A 19,442-nucleotide genomic window follows, 5' to 3' on the forward strand; every position below is an offset into this window, starting at 1 on the left:
TCGTAAAATTAACCTTGGTTAGGTTGCTGAATCCGTTGTGAAACCCTGTTGGCCAATTCTTGTGATGCTTGGAATAGATACGTAAGAACTATACGTTGAATCTCAGAGGATATACCAGATAGATCGGTAGCAAGGTTCTGAACTAAATGTTCCTGTTGGACAGGGGGGAGGGCGTTATAATACTGTCCCGCTTGTGTGAAATTATCCGGATTAGGTATATCGGATCGAACGAGACGACCTTCCACATATCTACCTTCGCCGCTAGTCTCGAGTGCACGAGGCGTCCAGTTCTGCTGATGATTAATGGGAATCTTCCGAAAATCAGACCCCAAGCGATGACGCTGTGAATCCGAGTATATATTCGTACGACCCTGCAGCATTTTATCGTCCGATAGTTCGGCTCCTTCCAATAGATTCGTTGGAGAAAAGGCAATTTTCTCGACTTGCTCCATATAGTTATCTGGATTGCGGTTTAGTACGAGTCGGCCTACAGGCATCATCGGGAACTGCTTTTCATCCCAGACTTTGGTATCGTCTAGCGGGTCATAGGACAGCTTGGTTCCATCGTCGGGATTCATCAATTGAACATACAACCCGTACTCGACGGTTTGGCCTGCTGCCAGTGTATCGAAGAGATCCTTACCGGCATAATCAGGATTTTCCCCAGCTAACTTAGCTGCTTCGCGGCTATCAATATATTGTATACCTGCCAAGGGGTACCAGTGATATTTCACAAACGTACGTACACCTTGCTCATTCCGCCAGACATACGTGTTAACGCTATGACCTGGAATATGACGGAGACTTTTAACAGTCCCAGCATCCGAATATAAATGGACAAGGAAGTGAGTGGCTTCCGGTGCGCGGGCAATGAAACTCCAGAAACGTTCAGGGTCGATCAAATTGTTAACTGGCGATGGCAGAAAGGCCTTAATTGACTCTGGAAATCGAATGGCATCTCGAACTAAGAAGACAGGGATATGATTACATAGCAGATCGAAAACACCTTGTTCTGTATAGAACTTCGTAGAGAAGCCGCGCACATTTCGGGACGTATCAGGCGTACCTTTATTACTTACAGCTAGGGAGAATCGGACCGTGACAGGGACTTGCTGGCCAGGTTTTTGTAGAAAGTGAAGCTTCGTGTAAGGTGTCATCGAATTCACGGTCTGAAAGTAGCCAAAAGCACCATTACCTTTCACATGAACAGGTCTTTCAAGAATCTTGGTATGTATGAAAGTTTCTAAAGTTTCATGTAAGACACTATCTTGTTCCAGGACAGGTCCTCGATCACCAACGGTTTGAGAATGAAATTCCGCGGGTGCATCTCCTGACCATAATGAAGAACCTTTCTGATGAATAGGTTTTTGGGGCATTCCTCTGTTATCTTCCATTATTCAACCTCCTGTACACATATCACTGATTTAGATCGTTATGCGTGCAATTCAAAATTTATGCCAATCCACATGTTTTAGAAAAGGAGTTGACATACTACCTACTAAAAGGTAGAATGACGACATGACCAAAAACAACAACAACAAAAACACGTCAGAACTTATTCTAGACACAGCTCAAGGGATGGTTCAGCAATATGGGTTTAACGGATTCAGTTATTCGCATATTGCAGAAAAAGTAGGCATACGCAATGCAAGTATTCATTACTACTTCCCGAATAAGGAGGATTTGGGAGAAGCGTTGATTGCACGTTATCTCAGAAACTTTACAGCATATGTTGCTGGAATCGATGCTGAGACGCCGAACCATATAGAGAAGTTGCGCAAATTCATCTTACTCTACAGTGGTCCTGTTCAAGATTATTGTGCTTGCCTAAGTGTCATGCTTTCGACTGACTTGGCTACATTATCTGGCAAAGTGCAGACCGGGTTATCCCAGTTTTTCACGGCCAATCTAGAATGGTTGGAACGCGTATTAGATGAGGGACGGCGCGAAGATCAATTAAGCTTTGAAGGCGCCGCGGATGCACAAGCACACCAATTTCTAGCTGCACTTCAAGGTGCACAATTACTAGCAAGAAGTTTTCACGATGTAAGTAAGTATGATAAGATTGCCGATGGTCTAATATCCGCTTTAACTTGAAAGAGTAGGCGGATTATTTTATAATTATTACCTACCTTTTAATAGGTAGAAAACCAGGAGATGTGGATATGAGTTTTCAAAATAAAGTAGTCGTCATTACAGGTGCAAGCAGTGGTATTGGAAAAGCAGTTGCCATTGGACTGGCGAAACAAGGCGCATCTGTCGTCATTAATGGTCGCCGTGAACATGCGTTAGTAGAGGTTGCAAGAGAAATCGATCCTACAGGTGTACGAGTGGCTTATGTGACTGGCGATATTTCAGATCCTCAAGTTGCTGAGCGATTAATTCAGGAAGGTCTTTCACGCTTCGGACGTATCGACACTCTGGTGAACAATGCCGGTATTTTTATATCAAAATCGTTTACGGAATACACGGAAGAAGATTTTAGCTCAGTTATGTCTAGCAATATGACAGGATTCTTCCATGTAACCCAGCGGGCTCTGAGCTCAATGTTGAAGGAAGGCTCTGGCCATATCGTCAACATTACAGCAAGTGGCGTCGCGGAACAGCCGCTCAAATCTGTCCCCGCTGTACTTGCCGCGCTGTCCAAAGGGGGTTTGAACACGGCAACGAAGTCGCTAGCCATTGAGTATGCAGACAAAGGCATTCGGGTGAATGCAGTGGCACCTGGAGTGATTAAAACGCCGATGCATACGGTTGAGTCGCATGATTTTCTAGCAAAAGTCCATCCTGTGGGTCGAATGGGTGAGGTGCAAGAAATTGTTGACGCGATTGTGTATCTGGAGTCAGCAAAGTTCGTAACCGGAGAGATTCTTCATGTCGATGGCGGTCAAAACGCTGGCCAATGGTAAGCATATAGGTGTTACTTAATTACTTTAATAAGGAGGTGAGAAACATGTTATATGAACTGCGAATTTATCATGTTAATCCTGGCAAAATGCAGGCTCTTCATGAGAGATTCAGAGATCATGTGATTGATTTATTTTTGAAACATGGCATGAAGATTATTCGATATTGGGAAGATATCAATGAGGCAAATAACCGGCTCTATTATTTTGTTGAGCATGACGATATGGAAAGTCGCAATCTGAATTATGAACGTTTCCGAAAAGATCCGGAATGGATTGAAGTCAAACGGATTTCAGAAATGGATGGACCTTTTCTTAACAATCAAGAAAGTATTTTTATGAAAGACGTAGCCTTCTTCGAGAACAAATGAAACACGACATTATACTATTCGCAAATAATCCTATAATTAGAAATGGAGCAAACCTATTATGAAAACATTAATCATCATTACGCATCCGAATATCGAAAACTCCCAATGGAATAAAGCTTGGCTAGAAGCCTTACAAACAGAAGGTGATTATACCATTCATCAATTATATAAAGAATATCCAGACGAGAATATCGATGTTGCCAAAGAACAACAGCTAATTGAAGCACATGACCGGGTTATTTTCCAATATCCGCTTTATTGGTACAGTACGCCTTCTTTACTTAAAAAGTGGTTTGATACCGTCTTACAATATGGATGGGCATATGGTCCAGATGGCAGTAAAACTGCTGGCAAAGAAATCGGTGTAGCGATTTCAACATACGGCACGGAAGCTTCTTATCAGCATACAGGTTCTAATCGTTTTACACTTGAGGAAATATTGCGTCCAATGGAAGCACTTGCCCAATTTATCAGCGCTACTTATCTGCCGCACTTTGCACTTAACGATACGTCTACAGTTACCGATGAGCGGCTAGCACAGAGCAGCAAGGACTACATTCACCATCTTCGAACAGTAAAGCCTGCTCTGGTAACGAAATGAATGACTTACTAATTGACGCCTATATAGATGTAACTTGCCCCTGGTGTCGCATGGGAACCACTAGTATGTTGAGTGCTTTGAAACAATTACCTCAAGAAACGAAGGTCTCGGTTCGTTGGCATGCTTTTCAGATCAATTACGGTATTCGTGCTGAAGGTGAAGATTATCGGCAAGTGATGATAGGCAAATTAGGTGGAGTTTCGCAATTCGAGGCACGATTAAAGCAATATCAAGAATACGGTGATGCTTATGGTCTGACGTATAATATGGATCGAGTAAAGTATACGCCAAATACAACATTAGCTCATCAATTAATCGCTATTACACCTGAGAACCTACAGGAGCAATTGATTCAACAGATCTATACGGCCTATTTTGAGAATGGGATTCATATTGGGGATATCGACGAACTTGTCAATATGGCCAAAGCAGTGGGACTTTCAAACATTACGGAGTTAAAAAAGCGCCTAACTGACGGTGAGGGTCTTGATAAAGTTGAGTTAGATCAAAAGAATGCGCAAAAGCAAGGAATTAGAGGGGTTCCGTACTTTGTGATTAATGAGCAAGTCAGCTTGTCTGGTTTGCAGTCCCCTGAACAATTTATTAAGGTTTGGCGAGAACTGCCATAAGATTACCTTTTAGTAGATAGATGAATGATTGGACTAACAAATTCAAGGAGGTCATTACCTATGCCAGTCGTTACGATTAAAGTAACCCGTGAGGGAACCACCCCAGAGCATCAGTCTGTTACGGCAGAAGAGAAAGCAGCGCTTATTAAAGGTGTCAGTGAGCTTCTTCTTAACGTGCTTAACAAGCCATTAGAATCAACTCATGTTATTATTGAGGAAGTCGAATTGGACAATTGGGGATGGGGCGGTTTACCAGCACTTGAATACCGCAATCAGCGATCCTCTCTTAAGTGATAGGAGGCAGAAGATCATTCATCTGAATACAGCGCTTTGCCGCATATTTGAAATTCGTTATCCCATCTTCCTAGCAGGCATGGCAGGTGGACCTGGAACGGTCGGCTTGACGGCAGCCGTATCGAACGCAGGCGGATTGGGGACCCTTGGAGCGGCCTACATGGAACCTGAAGCGATTCGTACAGCCATTCGGGACATTCGTAAGTTAACCAACGCGCCATTCGGCGTAAATTTATTTGTAACTCGAGCTCAAGATGACAATTCGAGAACGCCGGAAGTTCAACAGGAACTGAATGTGATGAGAGCTAAATTCGGTATACCAAATGTTGTGGCAGAAGAGGTGAAGACACCCGACCATTTTGAGCAACAATTTGCCGTCTTGCTAGAAGAAAAAGTGCCGGTGATCAGTACCGCTTTCGGGGTACTCCCACCTCACATGACAGAGCAAGCTAAAGCGGCGGGGATTCGAATTGTGACTATGGTGACAACCGTTGATGAAGCCATACTTGCTGAACAAGCCGGATGTGACGCGATTGTGGCTCAGGGAAGTGAAGCTGGTGGTCACCGCGGGACATTCGACATTGCCAATCGTCCCATGGGCGCGAACATAGGCACAATGGCGTTAGTTCCGCAAATTGTTGCCCATGTTCAGGTACCCGTCATTGCAGCAGGTGGGATTATGGATGGTCGTGGACTAGTTGCCGCGCTGGTACTCGGGGCACAGGGGGTTCAGATGGGGACGCGATTCTTGACTTCGATTGAATCGGGAGCTCATATTGCTTACCAACACAAACTGCTGGCTAGTACCGAGGAGAGTACAGTAATCACGAAGGTATTTTCGGGTCGACCCGCAAGAGGTATCACGAATGAATTTATTAAAGTCTGGGATCAAAGTGGGGTAGAACCGCTACCGTTTCCGACCCAAAATACGGCAACAAGAGATATTCGAAATGCTGCTGCACAGCAAAATAATTCCGATTATATGTCATTATGGGCAGGGCAAGGTTTGCGGATGTTAACCGCTGGCCAAAGTGCTGGGAGTATCATTCAGGAAACCATCGATCAAGCACAAACGATTCTCACCCAAATAAAAAAAGGTTAAGATATTTCAATTGAAAGGATCCCAGAGCCATTATGGCATTGGGATCCTTTTCTCGTAGTACGGGATTCGAAAAAGTAGGGATTATAAGGTGGTAATCTTGCTTATATTTGCATGTTGACTGATTCCTATAATAGGTCTATATTGAATATTGTTAGAATAAATATTATTAGGATATTAAATTTAATAATCATTATATCCGATCAGATAAGGAGATATTCCTATGAATATTCAAATACTAGGACCAGAACAGCAAGGGAAAGAGGAATTTGATGGAGGTAAAATAATGGCGCAGAAACCATTAGGATTCTCTGGCCAAGGGGCCGCTACTGTGAGACTAGGTCCGCTATTCTATTGGGCTTGGGGACGAGCAGAGAAGGCAGGAGGGATTGGGTTTCATCCTCATCAAGGGTTTGAGATTCTCTCTTATGGCATCGCTGGTCATGGTTTTCACCGAGACACACTTGGTACTGAAAGCACACTACAAGCTGGAGATATTCAACTTATGCAAGCAGGATCGGGTATGCAGCATGCTGAGAGCGTCGAAGCTGGATTTGAAAGCTTTCAAATATGGCTGGAGCCTTACTTGAATGAAGCTGTGCGACGAGAGCCAACCTACTCATTGTTCAAGCACGAGGAGTTCCCTCAGACAGACCAGGAAGGTGTTAAGGTAAAGACCATTCTGGGTGAAGGATCACCTATCGGCCAACTTGTTGCAGATGCACGTATGTTAGACGTCGAAGTAGAGGCGGGCGCAACGTATGTTCATCGGCTATTACCGAACCGCACGTTTGCCGGACTGGCGATTAGAGGAACCGGTGGCTCCTTCCTAATAGCGGGACATGAGCCCGTCCAATTTGTGAATAAAGACTTTGCTATCGCCCAAACCGAACAAGAGGATGATATTATCATTCGTGCTGCTGATGAAACACTTCGAATATTTCTAATTGAAGTTCCTACTGAAGTCGATTATCCTTTGTATAATAAAGCTAGATAAGGTGGTTGAAGAATGACTGAACGCGACGCTGAAGGTAAGGCTCTTGATTTAAGGCTTACACGCGTACTAAAAAATATGGTGAACGTACTGTATGCCAGCTTAGAACGCGACATTGACAGCTATGGGCTCAGTAGGGAAACCTTTCAAATTCTTGAGTTACTCTACAATAAAGGGCCGCACCCCATTCAGAAAATAAGTGATACCTTTTCCATTCCAAGTGGGAGTATTACTTATGTGGTTGATAAGTTGGAAAAGAAGGCGTTCGTGGAACGTCTTCCCATTCCAGGAGATCGACGTAAAACGAATGTGGCATTAACTGAGGATGGGAGAAACTACTTCGATACGATTTTCCCTAAACATGTGCAAACCATTTCTAACAATTTGTCTTATGTAACGGATGAGGAGAAGCTCCAACTCATTGAATTGCTTAAGAAGATAGGATATGGGATTAAGAATGCGCAAGAAAGACAAGTGGAAAGCGCTGAGTAACTTCGGATTAGTTAGCTAACATTGCTCGATGTTTCAAGAATAGTTATGATGACATAATAAAGTTGATTATGGGAGGAGTCATTATGACAGCAACCATTCTACAAGCAGAATCAGTCATGCAAGAACTCGAAGCTCTAGGCAAGGAACGAATGAAGAAAATGTATATTTCTAATGGCGCTCATGAACCTGTATTTGGAGTGGCAACAGGAGCGATGAAACCGCTCGTCAAGCAAATCAAAATCAACCAATCGTTAGCTGAACAACTTTACGCAACAGGGAACTACGACGCTATGTACTTTGCCGGCATCATCGCAGACCCCAAAGCAATGACTGTAGAGGATTATGATCGTTGGATCGATGCAGCGTATTTCTATATGCTGTCCGATTATGTCGTTGCTGTAACGTTATCGGAAGCGGATATTGCGCAAGAAGTTGCGGATAAATGGATCGCGAGCGGTGAGGAATTAAGAATGTCAGCGGGGTGGAGTTGCTACTGTTGGCTTCTGGGGAATCGCAAAGACACTGAGTTTAACGTTAGTAAAATATCAGATATGCTTGAATTGGTGAAAAATACGATTCACACTGCACCAGAACGAGCTAAATATGCGATGAATAATTTCATCTTCACAGTAGCTGTATCTTACTTGCCGCTGCATGATAAGGCTGTTGAGACGGCAATAGCGGTTGGTCCCGTCGAAATCATTCAGGACAAGACGAAGAGTAAATTTCTAAGCGCTTCGGCTAATATTCAAAAGGCCGTAGATAAAGCTCGAATCGGATTCAAGCGTAAGCATGTAAGGTGTTAGGTCTTGTGAAAATTTACGGTTTAAGTTTAAGAATAAGTCCGAGTATTTCGCGGGCTTTTTTGTTATTGAACAGAATCCCCGAATTATCGTCTATTATAGAGAGGGTTCCAATCCTTGGAAATTATTCGAGTCTACAGACGATAGTGTACGGGAGTGAAATTAGCAATGGATACGTATTGGAATCACAATACAGCTTTTCACGATGAGTTAATTGCAGACGCTAAGCTACGCGGCGGATGTGTACTCGATATTGGGTGTGGTGACGGGTTACTTCTCCAACGACTCGCGCCGTTCGTCCAACAAGTTATCGGGATCGACCCCGATAATACGGCTATAGAGATTGCACAAACGCGACTTACTTCGATCTCGAATGTGACACTCATTAACGGTGACTTCCTTGCTTCGCCAATTCCTAAGCAAGAGGAATGTTATGCAACGGTTATCTGTGTCGCGACTTTGCATCATATGGATTTGAGAAGCGCACTGCTGCTCATTCGCCAAGTACTCGCACCCGGCGGTCGACTCCTCATCATTGGCTTATCAGATGACAAGTCACTGGTGGATTTGGTTTTCTCTGGAATACTGCTGTTTCCTATCCGTATCATGGATCGATTTCATGGTGGGATGCGTAACCCCAATGTTCGAATTACGGCTCCAACAGAAAGCATTAGGGAGATTCGTCAAGTTGTACAGCAGATACTTCCAGGGGCTAAAGTTCGACGACGTTTCTACTTCCGTTATAGTCTTTCTTGGGACAAACCATTGGAGGAGGAGTAAGTCGATTGCTAATGTTTCTCCTGTTTTTCGGATTAAGTATTAGTATGGAAAACATGAATTAGCGCAGCGACTTGAATCCTGCACGGAGTTCTGCAGCGAATAGTTCTGGCTGTTCCCAGGCTGCAAAATGTCCACCCTTGTCGACCTTGTTGTAGTAGATAAGATGAGGGTACGCCATTTTACTCCAACTCAATGGAGCTTGATAGAGCTCATATGGGAACACACTCACAGCTACGGGAATAGTGACACCTTTGGCAGCAAAGAAGGGAAGCTTGTTCTCCCAAAACAGACGACCAGAAGAAATCGCAGTTTTGGTCATCCAGTACAGTGTGATGTTGTCAAGGACATCTTCGCGTGAAAGTCCACCGGGATGTCCGTTAAAGGCTTGTGTAATTAGCTCCAAACTACAAGCATCATGATCAAGCATGAAAGCGGCCAAACCAACTGGAGAGTCTACCAATCCCGTTAGCGTCTGCGGCCGTGTACCCATGATTTGGGCATATCCGATATGTTTATATACAAAACTCAACTGCATGCATGCACGCATTTCTTCTTCTGAGAGACCAGATGGAAGTGGGGTGCCGGCTTGGAGCGCCTTGTCAATAGCAGGGGGAACCGCGCCGGGCATATTCGTGTGCATACCAACCAGCCCCGGTGGTGACAGCAATGCCAACATGTCGGTGATAATCGCTCCCCAGTCTCCGCCCTGTGCCACGTACCTCGTGTAGCCAAGTCGCTTCATCAGTACTGCCCAGGCACGTGCGATTCGGACGGTATCCCAACCTGTCGTAGTTGGCTTTCCAGAAAACCCGTAGCCGGGCAGCGACGGTATGACCAAATGGAACGCGTCCGATGCCTTCGCGCCATAAGCTGTAGGATTCGTAAGTGGTTCAACAATCTTCAACATCTCGATGATCGAGCCAGGCCATCCGTGTGTGATGATGAGTGGCAAAGCATCTTCATGCTTCGAACGAATATGCATGAAATGAATGTCTAGACCGTCGATATGGGTAAAGAACTGCGGAAATGCGTTTAGCTTCGCCTCACACTTGCGCCAATCGTAATCTGTTGTCCAATAGTGTGCGAGTTTTTGAATTGTTGAAAGCTGTACACCCTGAGAGGTATCTGCGACCGTTTCCTTATCAGGCCATTTTGCCGCGTTTACGCGACATCGTAGTTGAGCAAGCTCGATTTCCGGAAAATTCACATGAAATGGCCCTCGAATGACGTTGTTATCCGCAGAATGCTCAAAACTGAGTTGTCTTGTCTTATTTGGTATCATTTTGTACTCCCTTTGAATCAATTTGGCTAAATGGGATGAAGAATGAGAACTGGGTATAACACCATATTCATGCTTTCATCCAATCGTACCTTGGTTTGTAGGGGGATACGAAAATTGAAGATGGGTAAAATGTAATGAAAATAGCAGAATCCATGCAGTAGGTGATTATATTTTAAGCAGGAAAAGCGTAGCTCTTTATCGAACAAGTGGAGTGAAAATGGAGTTGCTACGTAATGCAGCTCTTTTTTTATTGGTACATCAGTTATGAAATGGGGGAGCATCCGTATGAAACTAAGAGTCATAGGTAGATGGGGCGCTTATCCAAAGCGAGGAGAAGCAACTGCAGGCTTTCTTCTAGAAGTAGGCAATCATAAAATCTTGCTGGATTGTGGCAGCGGTGTATTATCCGTTTTACAAAATTACATGAAACTTCATGAATTAACAGCTGTATTTGTTTCACACAATCATTTCGATCACATGGCAGACTTAGGTTCTCTTCAATATGCTTGTTTAATTGATATGGATTTAAAACAACGTGATACACCCTTGCGTTTATTAGTTGCCAAGGATTCTAAAGACGAATGGGCGATTCCTGTATTGAAAGGAACAATTGAACAAGAAATTAACCAAAATACGATCGTAACATTCGAGGATGGCCTAACCTTAACTTTCTTTCGAACGGATCATGATGTATTTTGCTTAGGCGTGAAAATTTCCTATCAGGGGAAAAATTTGGTGTATACGGCGGACACAAGATACGATGAATCTTTAGTCCCCTACTTGAGGGATGCGGATCTACTTCTCACAGAAGCTTCCTTCTATGCCAACTTTGATGCCGCTCGGTATGGTCATATGACGTCAACTGAGGCTGGGTTGCTAGCATCGAAGGCAGGAGTAAAGAAATTACTTCTAACACATTTACCTCACTTCGGAGAGAATCAATTATTGAGGGAAGAAGCAGCACTTATGTTTAGTGGTGAGGTTGTTTTAGCTGATCTAGGCTTACAAGTCGTCCTATAAAATAAGGAGGAAAAGCATGTTTAATATGAATCAAATTTATCTCATTACAGACATACCTGGTTATACACCGCAGATTAGCCGCTTACTGTCGATGATGAACTATGTCAGACATACAACACTAGAATCCGTCAAAAATTTAACCGTAAATGAATTAGATTTTCTACTAGATGAGGAAAGTAATTCAATTGGCGCCTTGTTAATGCATTTCGCGGCGGTCGAATACGCTTATCAATTGGAGACCTTTGAAAAAAGAGAATTGAATGATGAAGATATGGCAATCTGGGGTCCCGCTGTGAATTTAGGTGCAGAAGGGCGGGAAAAGATTAAAGGAAATGATCTTGCCTACTATATAGATAGGCTAAATGAAGTTAGAAATCGTACATACGAATTATTCAAAACAGTTGATGATGAATGGCTATACCAAGAAGAAGAGTTCTGGTATAAGAAACAAGCTAATCATTATTTTATGTGGTTTCATGTGTTTGAAGATGAAATCAATCATAGAGGTCAGATCAATTTGATCAAGAAAAGAGTGAAGGTATAGTAGATGTGCTAATATGGAATCAATAAGTGTAATCAATAGAAAGGATGTACACATGCAAATAAATCAATTAATTTCGAACAACATTAACAGATTAGATGCAACAATACCCGTAGATAAATCTTTAGGAGTTGCTGGATTATCAGGGTCAGGCAAGACAACTTTCTGTCAGACAATTGGGGAAGAATCCAAGAAACGTCTCGTTTCCTTATTGCCGAAAGCTGAATATCAATATCTATTTCCTGAGATTATGGAAACGAATTTCAGTGCCATCAAGATGGAGGAAATGCCTCTCGTTCTTTTTCTCGGAAAATCATCGATTTCATCCAATCCTCGTTCAACCATTGGTACGCATACGGGCGTATTCAAAGAGATTCGTGATCGAATGGCCGAACAATTCAATCTTTCTCCTGAAGTTTTTTCCTTTAATAACGCATTAGGGTGGTGCCCGGATTGTAAAGGTCGCAGCACGACACAAAATGTAGAATGTTCGAAGTGTAAAGGGAAGCGCTACAGTCCAGAAGTTGAGACGCACAAGCTGGAGTTAAGGAATCAACCTCATAGCATCTCCGACATCAATAACTTAAGTATCGAAACCATCCTTTCTCTTGCCGAGGAATTACATATTAGTGAAGCAAAGCAACATATTCTCCAGAATTTGATCAATATGAATATCGGTTACTTAACATTAAATCGTATTATGGGGACATTATCAGGGGGGGAATTAACACGTCATTATTTGGCTGAATTCATGGCTACAAGTGAGAATACCGTTATTATTATTGATGAAATCTCCGTTGGTCTTGACCATGAAACGCTTTTGAAAATTCTAGAACAAATTAAACAATTAGGCTATAAGAATCAAATATGGCTCATTGATCATTCAGATACGGTACTGGATACAACAGATGAGCAATTGTTTTTTGGACCAGGTAGCGGTAAATATGGCGGGAAAATTGTTGAAGAATCACCTCGTCCTAAACCAGTCCTTTGGGAGCAAAATAAAGACGTGCCAACGGACTATTATCAATTTCTTGATCTATACTGTCGAAATATTCAAATGGCTGAAATTCAAATTCCCAAGAATAGACTAGTAACCTTTACTGGCGAGTCAGGATGCGGTAAATCAACACTCGTGAATGAGTGCATGTCCAAAGATTTTCAGAAACGTTACCCCAAAGATAAATTGGTCATGGTTGGGCAAGATCGCAACCAATCGATCACAAGCCGGTCAACCGTCGCTACTTTTCTTGATATCAAGAAGAAACTCACCAAATATAACGATGAAACGGAGGATGATATTTTCCAACGTTCGATCGAAGATATTATTGAAGAACTGCCGAACGAAGACATCGCTCGTAAACGATTGAGCTTATTGAATAAACTTGGACTTGGCTATCTGACATTAGAAAGAAAAACACAATCGTTATCTACAGGTGAATTTCAATGTGTGCACTTAGTATCGGAGTTGTTTGCAAATTCAAGAAACCCGCATACGCTGTTTATTTTTGACGAACCTTCTAAGGGGTTATCACAAAATATTTTAAATCAATTCATCGATAGCGTTAGGGTTATTCTAGAAGATGAATCTGTCTCCATCCTGATGATTGAACATAATGCCTATATGCTGGAAAGCTCGGATTTTATCGTTGATTTTGGCAAAAGACAGCCTGAACCGATTGAGCATCTTGATGTTGTCCCTCATGATGACTACTATCGTCTTAAAAATAGGGAAGATCATTCAGCCCCTTTGCATATTTCTTCCGCGCTGAAGCAACAACAAGGTATTCAATACGTACAAGAAAATCAGATCAACTATTTTAAACAGGCAGAAAACATTTATAAGGGCGGTATCCTAAAAAGCTTATCTTCCATGGCCCGCTTGATCTATGGTGAATACGAATCGGACAAAATTGCACCTGTGATCGCGATTGATCTTGAACGACACCTGTATAGTCAATATAGTTTTCTCTATGAAATCGGTGGACTGATCAACCATATTATAGCTTCTCATCCGACCAATAAAGATACAAGAAGCTTCGATTTCTATTATCAAGATAATCATTGTCCATGTTGCTCTGGTCGTCGTGTCATAGAAAGATTTGATATGGATGTTCTCATTCAAGATAAAACAGTACCATTCTGGGATGGCCTATTATTGCCTGAAGTCATGGATGTCTTGAAATATTATCAGCATGCCAAGTTGCATTTCCTTTTTGAAGAGATAAAGAATGAACTCGGTCATGATATTAGTAAAAGCTATAATGAGATGACAGAAGCAGAAAAGAATACGTTCCTATATGGCTATTGGGAAAAGTCATTTTATGATAAAGCGGGTAAGGCTTCGAGAACCTGGGAAGGTTTTAATCTCATCCTTGGGCGTTATATGGTTATTTCAAAGAACCTTACGATTAAAGAAGCAATGAAAGCTTCAAGAGAAATGATTACTTGCCCAGTCTGTCATGGAACCGTGTTAAACCATCATAAAAAATTGAAATATAATGGCTCGGATATTCGCGAGATTATTCAGCAACCGCTGGATCAGGTTATACAAAGCGTAGGCAACTTGCCAGAATTAGAAAAATTAAAATCCATTGTTGGCGGTGACCTTGCACTTTCGGAAGATGTCTCCTTACTGCCTAGGGAAACGCAAGTTGCGCTTAAAATGTACGAGCTGGAGCTTGCTAGCTTTGTGGGATATGAAGTGGTTTTACAAAATGCAGTGCCTTTCTGGGACAAGATTAAAGGTAATCTTGATGCGATCAGCTCCAACAACTTGATAACTATCTGTGACTTTGCTGATATTACGGAAACAAGAGAAACCATTATTGATAAGTATTTCACCAATGGAAAATATAAAAAACTAACTTATGTCTATGAAGCCTTTGGTTACAATAAAATAGTTACCCAAATTAATAAGATCAAAGGGAGTCATCCATGCCCATTCTGTGGCGGTAAGCGAGTTATTTCCGAAGATGGACTCCATGATGGCGTACATAAATTGTCCGTTCCTTGTGTGAGTTGTCATGTTAGTGGCATCAATGATGAGGGACGCAAGGAAATCGTTGATGGCGTAAGCGTGCAAACATGGCTTACTGGCAAAGTAAGTGATGTTGTTGATAAAAGCAAAGTAGCGGAGTCCGTTGCTGATATACCGATCTACAATCGTATTCGTGAATTGAACAAACAAGATATGATGGCTGTTTATCATAGCTTGAAGTGATTAATAAGCGCTGGCCTTCGGGTTAGCGCTTTTTTTAAGTCATTATCAATATTCACTTGCGAGAATATTCCCCGTATGGTATATTGAGTTCAGTAAGAAAAACAGCCTCCAAACACAACGAGAAACGCACGTAATTACAGCAAGAGGACGGATGATGAGCATGGATCCTAACGTCATGAGTGCATTGGCAGAGCCTAACCGCATGAGGATTGTTGATCTTTTGCGTGAACGGCCACTCACTGTAGGGGAAATCGCGGAACGGCTTCAACTGCGTCAGCCTCAAGTATCCAAGCATCTGCGTGTACTTAGTGAGGCTGCCATCGTCGAAGTAAGGGTGGATGCAAATCGTCGTATTTACAAGCTCCTGCCTGATCCTTTCCGAGAGCTGAACGACTGGCTGGAGAACTACCGTGTCATCTGGGAGGAGCGGTATAACCGACTTGATGACTATTTACAGAAGCTTAAGGACAATCAATTGCAGGAAGACAGCAAGACTGATTGATTAGAACTATTTTAAACAAATAATGAACATTCTAGGAGGAAGTTAAACATGACAAATCAAATGGTTTCCACGGTAGAGGACAAAGTTCTTATTCTAGAGCGTGAATTCAATGCCCCTCGCGAGTTGGTTTTCCAGGCATTCACGCAAGCCGAACATCTGAAACATTGGTGGGGTCCAAGAGGTTGGGCACTTCCAGTATGTCATGTTGATTTCCGCGTCGGTGGGGTTTGGCATTATTGCATGAAGTGTGAAGACAAGAATCAAGGCGATTACTATGGTATGGAATCATGGGGCAAGGCCGTTTACAGCGAGATCGTTGTACCGGAGAAAATTGTGTATGTAGACTTTTTCTCTGATGCGGAAGGCAATGAAGCGGAAAACATGCCATCTACACGCGTAACGCTGACCTTCATCGAAACAGAAACGGGTACTAAGCTCATTAACCGCGGAGAATATGCATCAGCTGAAAGCCTACAACAGGTGCTGGATATGGGGATGATGGAAGGTATCACGGATACTTGGAACAGACTTGAAGAACATTTGGAGTCTATCCAAAAAGTTCATAAATAATAGATGAGGCCGCTAACTAGCGGTCTTTTCCTTGTGATTTTGAAAAATAATGACTTCAACACTTGCACATGACGTAACGTCATGTTTTATAGTATAGTTACCGGTAAACAGCTAGCACAGCCTAAAGGAGATGATTATGAAGCAGCTTTGGAAAGTGGGAGAGCTTGCTAAACTAACAGGACTCACGATACGAACACTGCGTTTTTACGATCAAATCAGCTTATTCTCGCCTTCGGCGCATTCCGAATCGGGGCACCGATTATACAATGAGGCTGATCTGTCGCGGCTGCAGCAAATTTTATCGCTAAAAGAGCTCGGTTTATCACTGGATGAGGTTAAGTCCGTATTAACAGGAGAGCAATTCAGTCCGTTGGAGATTGTTTCGTTGCAAATTGCCCGACTGAAAGAAAATATTCGGATGGAGCAGAATCTTTTGCTCGAATTGGAGTACGTATCCAATCTGATGTCGTTGAAAGAACCGGTGACGGTTGACGATTTTACCAAATTACTGGAAACCATGAAGAAGAGCCATGAGAAAGTGATCATCGAACGTCGGATGTCGTGGGAACGCCGCCTAGATCTGCTAGGTGAACTCCTAGACGGAAAATCCGATGAATCAAAACAAGGGAGCTGACAAGCATGAACGAACGAATTGCCGTACATAACACTTTCGTCGTCGAACGAATATATAAAGCCTGGCCTAGCCGCGTATTTGCTACTTGGGAGGATCCTAAACTGAAAGAGATGTGGTTTTCCAAAGCGGATGAATTTGACTTCCGGGTTGGTGGTAAGGAAATGAGTCAGGGAGGCCCTCCGGGTGGACCTATATTCACCTTCGATGCCACGTATCAAGACATCGTTCCGAACGAGCGCATTGTTTATAGCTACACATTGGATATGGATAATAATCGAATGTCGATTTCTGTGACAACTGTCGAGTTCAAGCCTGAGGGTACGGGTACAAAGCTGATTTTTACAGAACAAGGCGTTTTCCTAGATGGCCATGATACACCTGAACAACGTGAGCATGGGACTACGATCATGTTGGACAATCTGGGCAAACAGTTGGAAAACCTCTAAATTTGCATAATCGATATCACCAACCGACCGTAAGGTCGGTTTTATTGCGTTCATTTATGATGAAAAAAAACTCCTCATAAGTGAGAAGTTCTTAAGATCCTAAATTTTGAATGCGATTGATGAAGATGGTTATGTCGCTAATCGTCGTGAGTATTTGTGAATTTTGAAGTTTATCAAGTACCAGATGACCATTGACTAACACATTATTTATCTCATCCAGCAACACTTTATTCTTATCTACCAATTGTTGATGAATATCCTTTGCAATCGTGGGGACACTTTTCAGATTAAATTGTTCGATATCTTTTTTTATCCCGATTAATTGATTTTCGAGTGCYTGTTTTGTCTCTGGATTCAAAGCCGCATCTTTCATCATTTGAGGTGCTTGTTGTGCAAAAGTACTCAATTTATTGATGTGGTCAGTAGCTTGATTTGCGTAATCCAAGGAACTATTTACTTTTTCAATTAACGTACAGGCACTCAATTGGAGCGTTGTAAAAATTACAATTAGTAATATCATCAATTTCTTCATGTATTTGCTCTCCTTTACGGTTCGATTTCAGAATAAATCAACTTTTCTTGTTGTTTATTACGTTTTTCTAGAAAACGGGTTTCAAGCTTAACTGGGCTTATTGGAATAATGGAAAAATTAGTTCATTTCCAACACAATGTGTGTTACTATTTTATCAAATCGTAACACTGCACACGTGAACATTGAAGGAGTGAATCATTTGAAGATAGGCTCCATACATACGGCTACAGGTTATACAGTACAGCAAGAAAACCGATCACGCTTGATGAAGAGCTGTTTCGGTTTTTTTGAGTTGTGTGGATTGGATCAACTTCAATGATCAGAAGATGTTTTATCAAATGAACGATAATCGACTTGAATTTATGGGAAAAATTTCGAAGAATTTTACTAAACTAGTGTCAACAATATGATAAAATTAACATGTTAATATGTAATTTACAAAGACGGTACATCCCTGGGGGGAAAGTTCATGATTTCAAGAAGACAGTTTATCAAAAGATTGCTTGCAACGGCGTTCGCATTAACTGGTGTCGGCGCGCTGCTCAAACAATCTCTAAAGGGGCCAGAGACAAACGTAGCGGTAGCTGATGCCTCGGAGGAGCAAATCATTCCGCAAGCTTCTGCACAACCAGTTTCGGTTGACTCCACCAATAATCGATTATTGCTATCCTTTTTCTTACTCAGCGATGTGCATATTTCCAACAATGGGACTACTACGATTATTGATAAGCTTCATTCGGCGTTGAAAGATATCACTCGGTTTGAATCGCCCGTAGATACGATCGTATTCGGCGGGGATATCACGGATGTAGGCCGGGATCAAGATTACAAGCTTTTCCGAAAAGTATTAGACAACTACAAACTTCCGCCGCTATACGCGAATATGGGAAATCACGACTATTACGACATTTGGATAAGCAGCAAGGGAGATTGGTCCGCTGAAACGGTGCCCAACGGGAAAACCGATGCGATGTCCCGTGAACGCTTCATGAAGTTTTTCGGCTACAAGGATAAGCCCTATAAGGATGTCTGGATGAATGATGTGCATCTGATAATGATGTCTCAAGAAACCTATGTGCAGGAGAACCCAGAGGTTGGGGAAGGCGCATGGTATTCGGATGAGCAGCTTGCTTGGCTCGAGAATTGTATGAAGTCCCATGAGGATGGAAAGCCCGCTTTCATCTTCATCCATCAGCCGTTACCAGCGCCGGATATGGACGGGAAACCGCCTCAGTTACTCAGAGCGAAGGAGTTTCGGGCAATATTAGCGCCTTATAAGAATGTTTTTGTACTGTCAGGGCATACCCATCGTAACTTTGCAACAGAGAATCACTATAACACACAGAATTCCTTTCACTGGTTCAATAATGCTTCTGTCGGCAAAACACGCAGTACAGACAATCCAAATTGTGCGCAAGGCATGTATGTTCAAATCTACAACAACGAAGTGGTGGTTCGTGGCCGAGAATTCTCCGATAAGACCTGGATTGAATCGGCAACATACACCGTACCCATGGTTCATGCCAAACAAGCATAGTTGTATGACCATATAAATGGCATTTAGGGGAAAGGACATGCACATGGGGCATGTCTTTTTTTTATCCCGTGCTCCGCGCGAATAGATGGATTTTATACAGTTAAATTTGGTGATTTCTCGTCGAATATTAGTTTTGATGGTTAAGCTACAGGTAATTTTAGACATTTTTCTCGAGATGCACAAAAG

At 42.5% G+C, this 19,442-nt stretch carries 22 protein-coding genes; 19 read left to right on the forward strand and 3 right to left on the reverse strand.

Annotated features, from left to right (window positions below; genetic code table 11):
- Window positions 1-8 precede the first annotated feature (8 nt).
- The gene (locus ASL11_RS27090; RefSeq protein WP_056621899.1) at window positions 9-1,376 is read right to left on the reverse strand and encodes a catalase; all 1,368 of its coding nucleotides are present in this window, start codon (window positions 1,374-1,376) and stop codon (window positions 9-11) included.
- Between the two features lie 142 nt (window positions 1,377-1,518).
- On the opposite strand from ASL11_RS27090, the gene ASL11_RS27095 reads away from it, so the two are divergent.
- The 11 genes from ASL11_RS27095 to ASL11_RS27145 all read left to right on the forward strand — a co-directional run bounded on the left by ASL11_RS27095 (window position 1,519) and on the right by ASL11_RS27145 (window position 8,969).
- The gene (locus ASL11_RS27095; protein ID WP_056621704.1) at window positions 1,519-2,097 is read left to right on the forward strand and encodes a TetR/AcrR family transcriptional regulator; all 579 of its coding nucleotides are present in this window, start codon (window positions 1,519-1,521) and stop codon (window positions 2,095-2,097) included.
- Window positions 2,098-2,165: 68 nt separating this feature from the next.
- Complete coding sequence (locus ASL11_RS27100) at window positions 2,166-2,909, forward strand: SDR family NAD(P)-dependent oxidoreductase (RefSeq protein ID WP_056621706.1); 744 nt, start codon at window positions 2,166-2,168, stop codon at window positions 2,907-2,909.
- Window positions 2,910-2,953: 44 nt separating this feature from the next.
- On the forward strand, window positions 2,954-3,277 hold the full coding sequence (locus ASL11_RS27105) for an NIPSNAP family protein (RefSeq protein ID WP_056621708.1): 324 nt from the start codon (window positions 2,954-2,956) through the stop codon (window positions 3,275-3,277).
- A 58-nt stretch (window positions 3,278-3,335) separates the two neighbouring features.
- Window positions 3,336-3,878, forward strand: coding sequence for an NAD(P)H-dependent oxidoreductase (locus tag ASL11_RS27110; protein ID WP_056621710.1), 543 nt, complete (start codon window positions 3,336-3,338; stop codon window positions 3,876-3,878).
- Window positions 3,875-4,507 (forward strand): DsbA family oxidoreductase, encoded by a 633-nt coding sequence (locus ASL11_RS27115; RefSeq protein WP_082595860.1) that lies wholly within the window; start codon window positions 3,875-3,877, stop codon window positions 4,505-4,507. The genes ASL11_RS27110 and ASL11_RS27115 overlap by 4 nt, the downstream gene beginning before the upstream one ends.
- 60 nt (window positions 4,508-4,567) lie before the next feature.
- Window positions 4,568-4,801, forward strand: coding sequence for a tautomerase family protein (locus ASL11_RS27120; RefSeq protein WP_056621715.1), 234 nt, complete (start codon window positions 4,568-4,570; stop codon window positions 4,799-4,801).
- Window positions 4,767-5,903 (forward strand): NAD(P)H-dependent flavin oxidoreductase, encoded by a 1,137-nt coding sequence (locus ASL11_RS27125; protein WP_235550590.1) that lies wholly within the window; start codon window positions 4,767-4,769, stop codon window positions 5,901-5,903. Before ASL11_RS27120 ends, ASL11_RS27125 begins: the two co-directional genes overlap by 35 nt.
- A gap of 220 nt (window positions 5,904-6,123) precedes the next feature.
- Entirely contained in the window at window positions 6,124-6,897 is a 774-nt protein-coding gene (locus tag ASL11_RS27130; protein ID WP_056621717.1) for a pirin family protein, read from the forward strand.
- 12 nt (window positions 6,898-6,909) lie between these two features.
- The gene (locus tag ASL11_RS27135; protein ID WP_056621719.1) at window positions 6,910-7,386 is read left to right on the forward strand and encodes a MarR family winged helix-turn-helix transcriptional regulator; all 477 of its coding nucleotides are present in this window, start codon (window positions 6,910-6,912) and stop codon (window positions 7,384-7,386) included.
- A gap of 83 nt (window positions 7,387-7,469) precedes the next feature.
- Window positions 7,470-8,192, forward strand: a complete 723-nt coding sequence (locus ASL11_RS27140) for a DNA alkylation repair protein (protein WP_056621721.1) — start codon at window positions 7,470-7,472, stop codon at window positions 8,190-8,192.
- A gap of 165 nt (window positions 8,193-8,357) precedes the next feature.
- Complete coding sequence (locus ASL11_RS27145) at window positions 8,358-8,969, forward strand: class I SAM-dependent methyltransferase (protein WP_056621723.1); 612 nt, start codon at window positions 8,358-8,360, stop codon at window positions 8,967-8,969.
- 58 nt (window positions 8,970-9,027) lie between these two features.
- Here the strand turns inward: ASL11_RS27145 and ASL11_RS27150 are convergent, their stop codons facing one another.
- Complete coding sequence (locus ASL11_RS27150) at window positions 9,028-10,251, reverse strand: epoxide hydrolase family protein (RefSeq protein ID WP_082595863.1); 1,224 nt, start codon at window positions 10,249-10,251, stop codon at window positions 9,028-9,030.
- A 285-nt stretch (window positions 10,252-10,536) separates the two neighbouring features.
- Here ASL11_RS27150 and ASL11_RS27155 point away from each other — a divergent pair, with 285 nt between their 5' ends.
- From ASL11_RS27155 to ASL11_RS27185, 7 genes are all read left to right on the forward strand, one after another.
- Window positions 10,537-11,271 (forward strand): MBL fold metallo-hydrolase, encoded by a 735-nt coding sequence (locus ASL11_RS27155; protein ID WP_056621727.1) that lies wholly within the window; start codon window positions 10,537-10,539, stop codon window positions 11,269-11,271.
- A gap of 16 nt (window positions 11,272-11,287) precedes the next feature.
- A complete protein-coding gene (locus tag ASL11_RS27160) occupies window positions 11,288-11,815 on the forward strand; it encodes a DinB family protein (protein WP_442953096.1) in 528 nt (175 codons plus the stop codon).
- 52 nt (window positions 11,816-11,867) lie between these two features.
- Entirely contained in the window at window positions 11,868-15,035 is a 3,168-nt protein-coding gene (locus ASL11_RS27165; RefSeq protein ID WP_056621729.1) for an ATP-binding cassette domain-containing protein, read from the forward strand.
- A 160-nt stretch (window positions 15,036-15,195) separates the two neighbouring features.
- Window positions 15,196-15,537 carry an ArsR/SmtB family transcription factor gene (locus tag ASL11_RS27170; RefSeq protein ID WP_056621905.1) on the forward strand — a complete coding sequence of 114 codons (342 nt, stop codon included), beginning with the start codon at window positions 15,196-15,198 and terminating at the stop codon, window positions 15,535-15,537.
- A 48-nt stretch (window positions 15,538-15,585) separates the two neighbouring features.
- The gene (locus tag ASL11_RS27175; protein ID WP_056621731.1) at window positions 15,586-16,107 is read left to right on the forward strand and encodes an SRPBCC family protein; all 522 of its coding nucleotides are present in this window, start codon (window positions 15,586-15,588) and stop codon (window positions 16,105-16,107) included.
- Window positions 16,108-16,243: 136 nt separating this feature from the next.
- Window positions 16,244-16,741, forward strand: coding sequence for a MerR family transcriptional regulator (locus tag ASL11_RS27180; protein WP_056621733.1), 498 nt, complete (start codon window positions 16,244-16,246; stop codon window positions 16,739-16,741).
- 5 nt (window positions 16,742-16,746) lie between these two features.
- The gene (locus ASL11_RS27185) at window positions 16,747-17,187 is read left to right on the forward strand and encodes an SRPBCC family protein (protein ID WP_056621735.1); all 441 of its coding nucleotides are present in this window, start codon (window positions 16,747-16,749) and stop codon (window positions 17,185-17,187) included.
- Window positions 17,188-17,278: 91 nt separating this feature from the next.
- On the opposite strand, the gene ASL11_RS27190 is transcribed toward ASL11_RS27185, so the two are convergent.
- Window positions 17,279-17,719: a DUF6376 family protein gene (locus tag ASL11_RS27190; protein WP_056621737.1), complete on the reverse strand. Its 441-nt coding sequence runs from the start codon at window positions 17,717-17,719 to the stop codon at window positions 17,279-17,281.
- A gap of 469 nt (window positions 17,720-18,188) precedes the next feature.
- Between ASL11_RS27190 and ASL11_RS27195 the strand changes: the two genes are divergently transcribed.
- A complete protein-coding gene (locus ASL11_RS27195; RefSeq protein WP_056621739.1) occupies window positions 18,189-19,256 on the forward strand; it encodes a metallophosphoesterase family protein in 1,068 nt (355 codons plus the stop codon).
- The last annotated feature ends 186 nt before the right edge of the window (window positions 19,257-19,442 follow it).

It is taken from the genome of Paenibacillus sp. Soil750, from assembly GCF_001428045.1.
Classification (GTDB): Bacteria; Bacillota; Bacilli; order Paenibacillales; family NBRC-103111; genus Paenibacillus_E; species Paenibacillus_E allorhizoplanae.

Coding starts and splice junctions, on each gene's coding strand:
- ASL11_RS27090 (WP_056621899.1), bottom strand. CDS start 1,376: ATGCCCCAAAAACCTATTCATCAGAAAGGTTCTTCATTATGGTCAGGA.
- ASL11_RS27095 (WP_056621704.1), top strand. CDS start 1,519: ATGACCAAAAACAACAACAACAAAAACACGTCAGAACTTATTCTAGAC.
- ASL11_RS27100 (WP_056621706.1), top strand. CDS start 2,166: ATGAGTTTTCAAAATAAAGTAGTCGTCATTACAGGTGCAAGCAGTGGT.
- ASL11_RS27105 (WP_056621708.1), top strand. CDS start 2,954: ATGTTATATGAACTGCGAATTTATCATGTTAATCCTGGCAAAATGCAG.
- ASL11_RS27110 (WP_056621710.1), top strand. CDS start 3,336: ATGAAAACATTAATCATCATTACGCATCCGAATATCGAAAACTCCCAA.
- ASL11_RS27115 (WP_082595860.1), top strand. CDS start 3,875: ATGAATGACTTACTAATTGACGCCTATATAGATGTAACTTGCCCCTGG.
- ASL11_RS27120 (WP_056621715.1), top strand. CDS start 4,568: ATGCCAGTCGTTACGATTAAAGTAACCCGTGAGGGAACCACCCCAGAG.
- ASL11_RS27130 (WP_056621717.1), top strand. CDS start 6,124: ATGAATATTCAAATACTAGGACCAGAACAGCAAGGGAAAGAGGAATTT.
- ASL11_RS27135 (WP_056621719.1), top strand. CDS start 6,910: ATGACTGAACGCGACGCTGAAGGTAAGGCTCTTGATTTAAGGCTTACA.
- ASL11_RS27140 (WP_056621721.1), top strand. CDS start 7,470: ATGACAGCAACCATTCTACAAGCAGAATCAGTCATGCAAGAACTCGAA.
- ASL11_RS27145 (WP_056621723.1), top strand. CDS start 8,358: ATGGATACGTATTGGAATCACAATACAGCTTTTCACGATGAGTTAATT.
- ASL11_RS27150 (WP_082595863.1), bottom strand. CDS start 10,251: ATGATACCAAATAAGACAAGACAACTCAGTTTTGAGCATTCTGCGGAT.
- ASL11_RS27155 (WP_056621727.1), top strand. CDS start 10,537: ATGAAACTAAGAGTCATAGGTAGATGGGGCGCTTATCCAAAGCGAGGA.
- ASL11_RS27160 (WP_442953096.1), top strand. CDS start 11,288: ATGTTTAATATGAATCAAATTTATCTCATTACAGACATACCTGGTTAT.
- ASL11_RS27165 (WP_056621729.1), top strand. CDS start 11,868: ATGCAAATAAATCAATTAATTTCGAACAACATTAACAGATTAGATGCA.
- ASL11_RS27170 (WP_056621905.1), top strand. CDS start 15,196: ATGGATCCTAACGTCATGAGTGCATTGGCAGAGCCTAACCGCATGAGG.
- ASL11_RS27175 (WP_056621731.1), top strand. CDS start 15,586: ATGACAAATCAAATGGTTTCCACGGTAGAGGACAAAGTTCTTATTCTA.
- ASL11_RS27180 (WP_056621733.1), top strand. CDS start 16,244: ATGAAGCAGCTTTGGAAAGTGGGAGAGCTTGCTAAACTAACAGGACTC.
- ASL11_RS27185 (WP_056621735.1), top strand. CDS start 16,747: ATGAACGAACGAATTGCCGTACATAACACTTTCGTCGTCGAACGAATA.
- ASL11_RS27195 (WP_056621739.1), top strand. CDS start 18,189: ATGATTTCAAGAAGACAGTTTATCAAAAGATTGCTTGCAACGGCGTTC.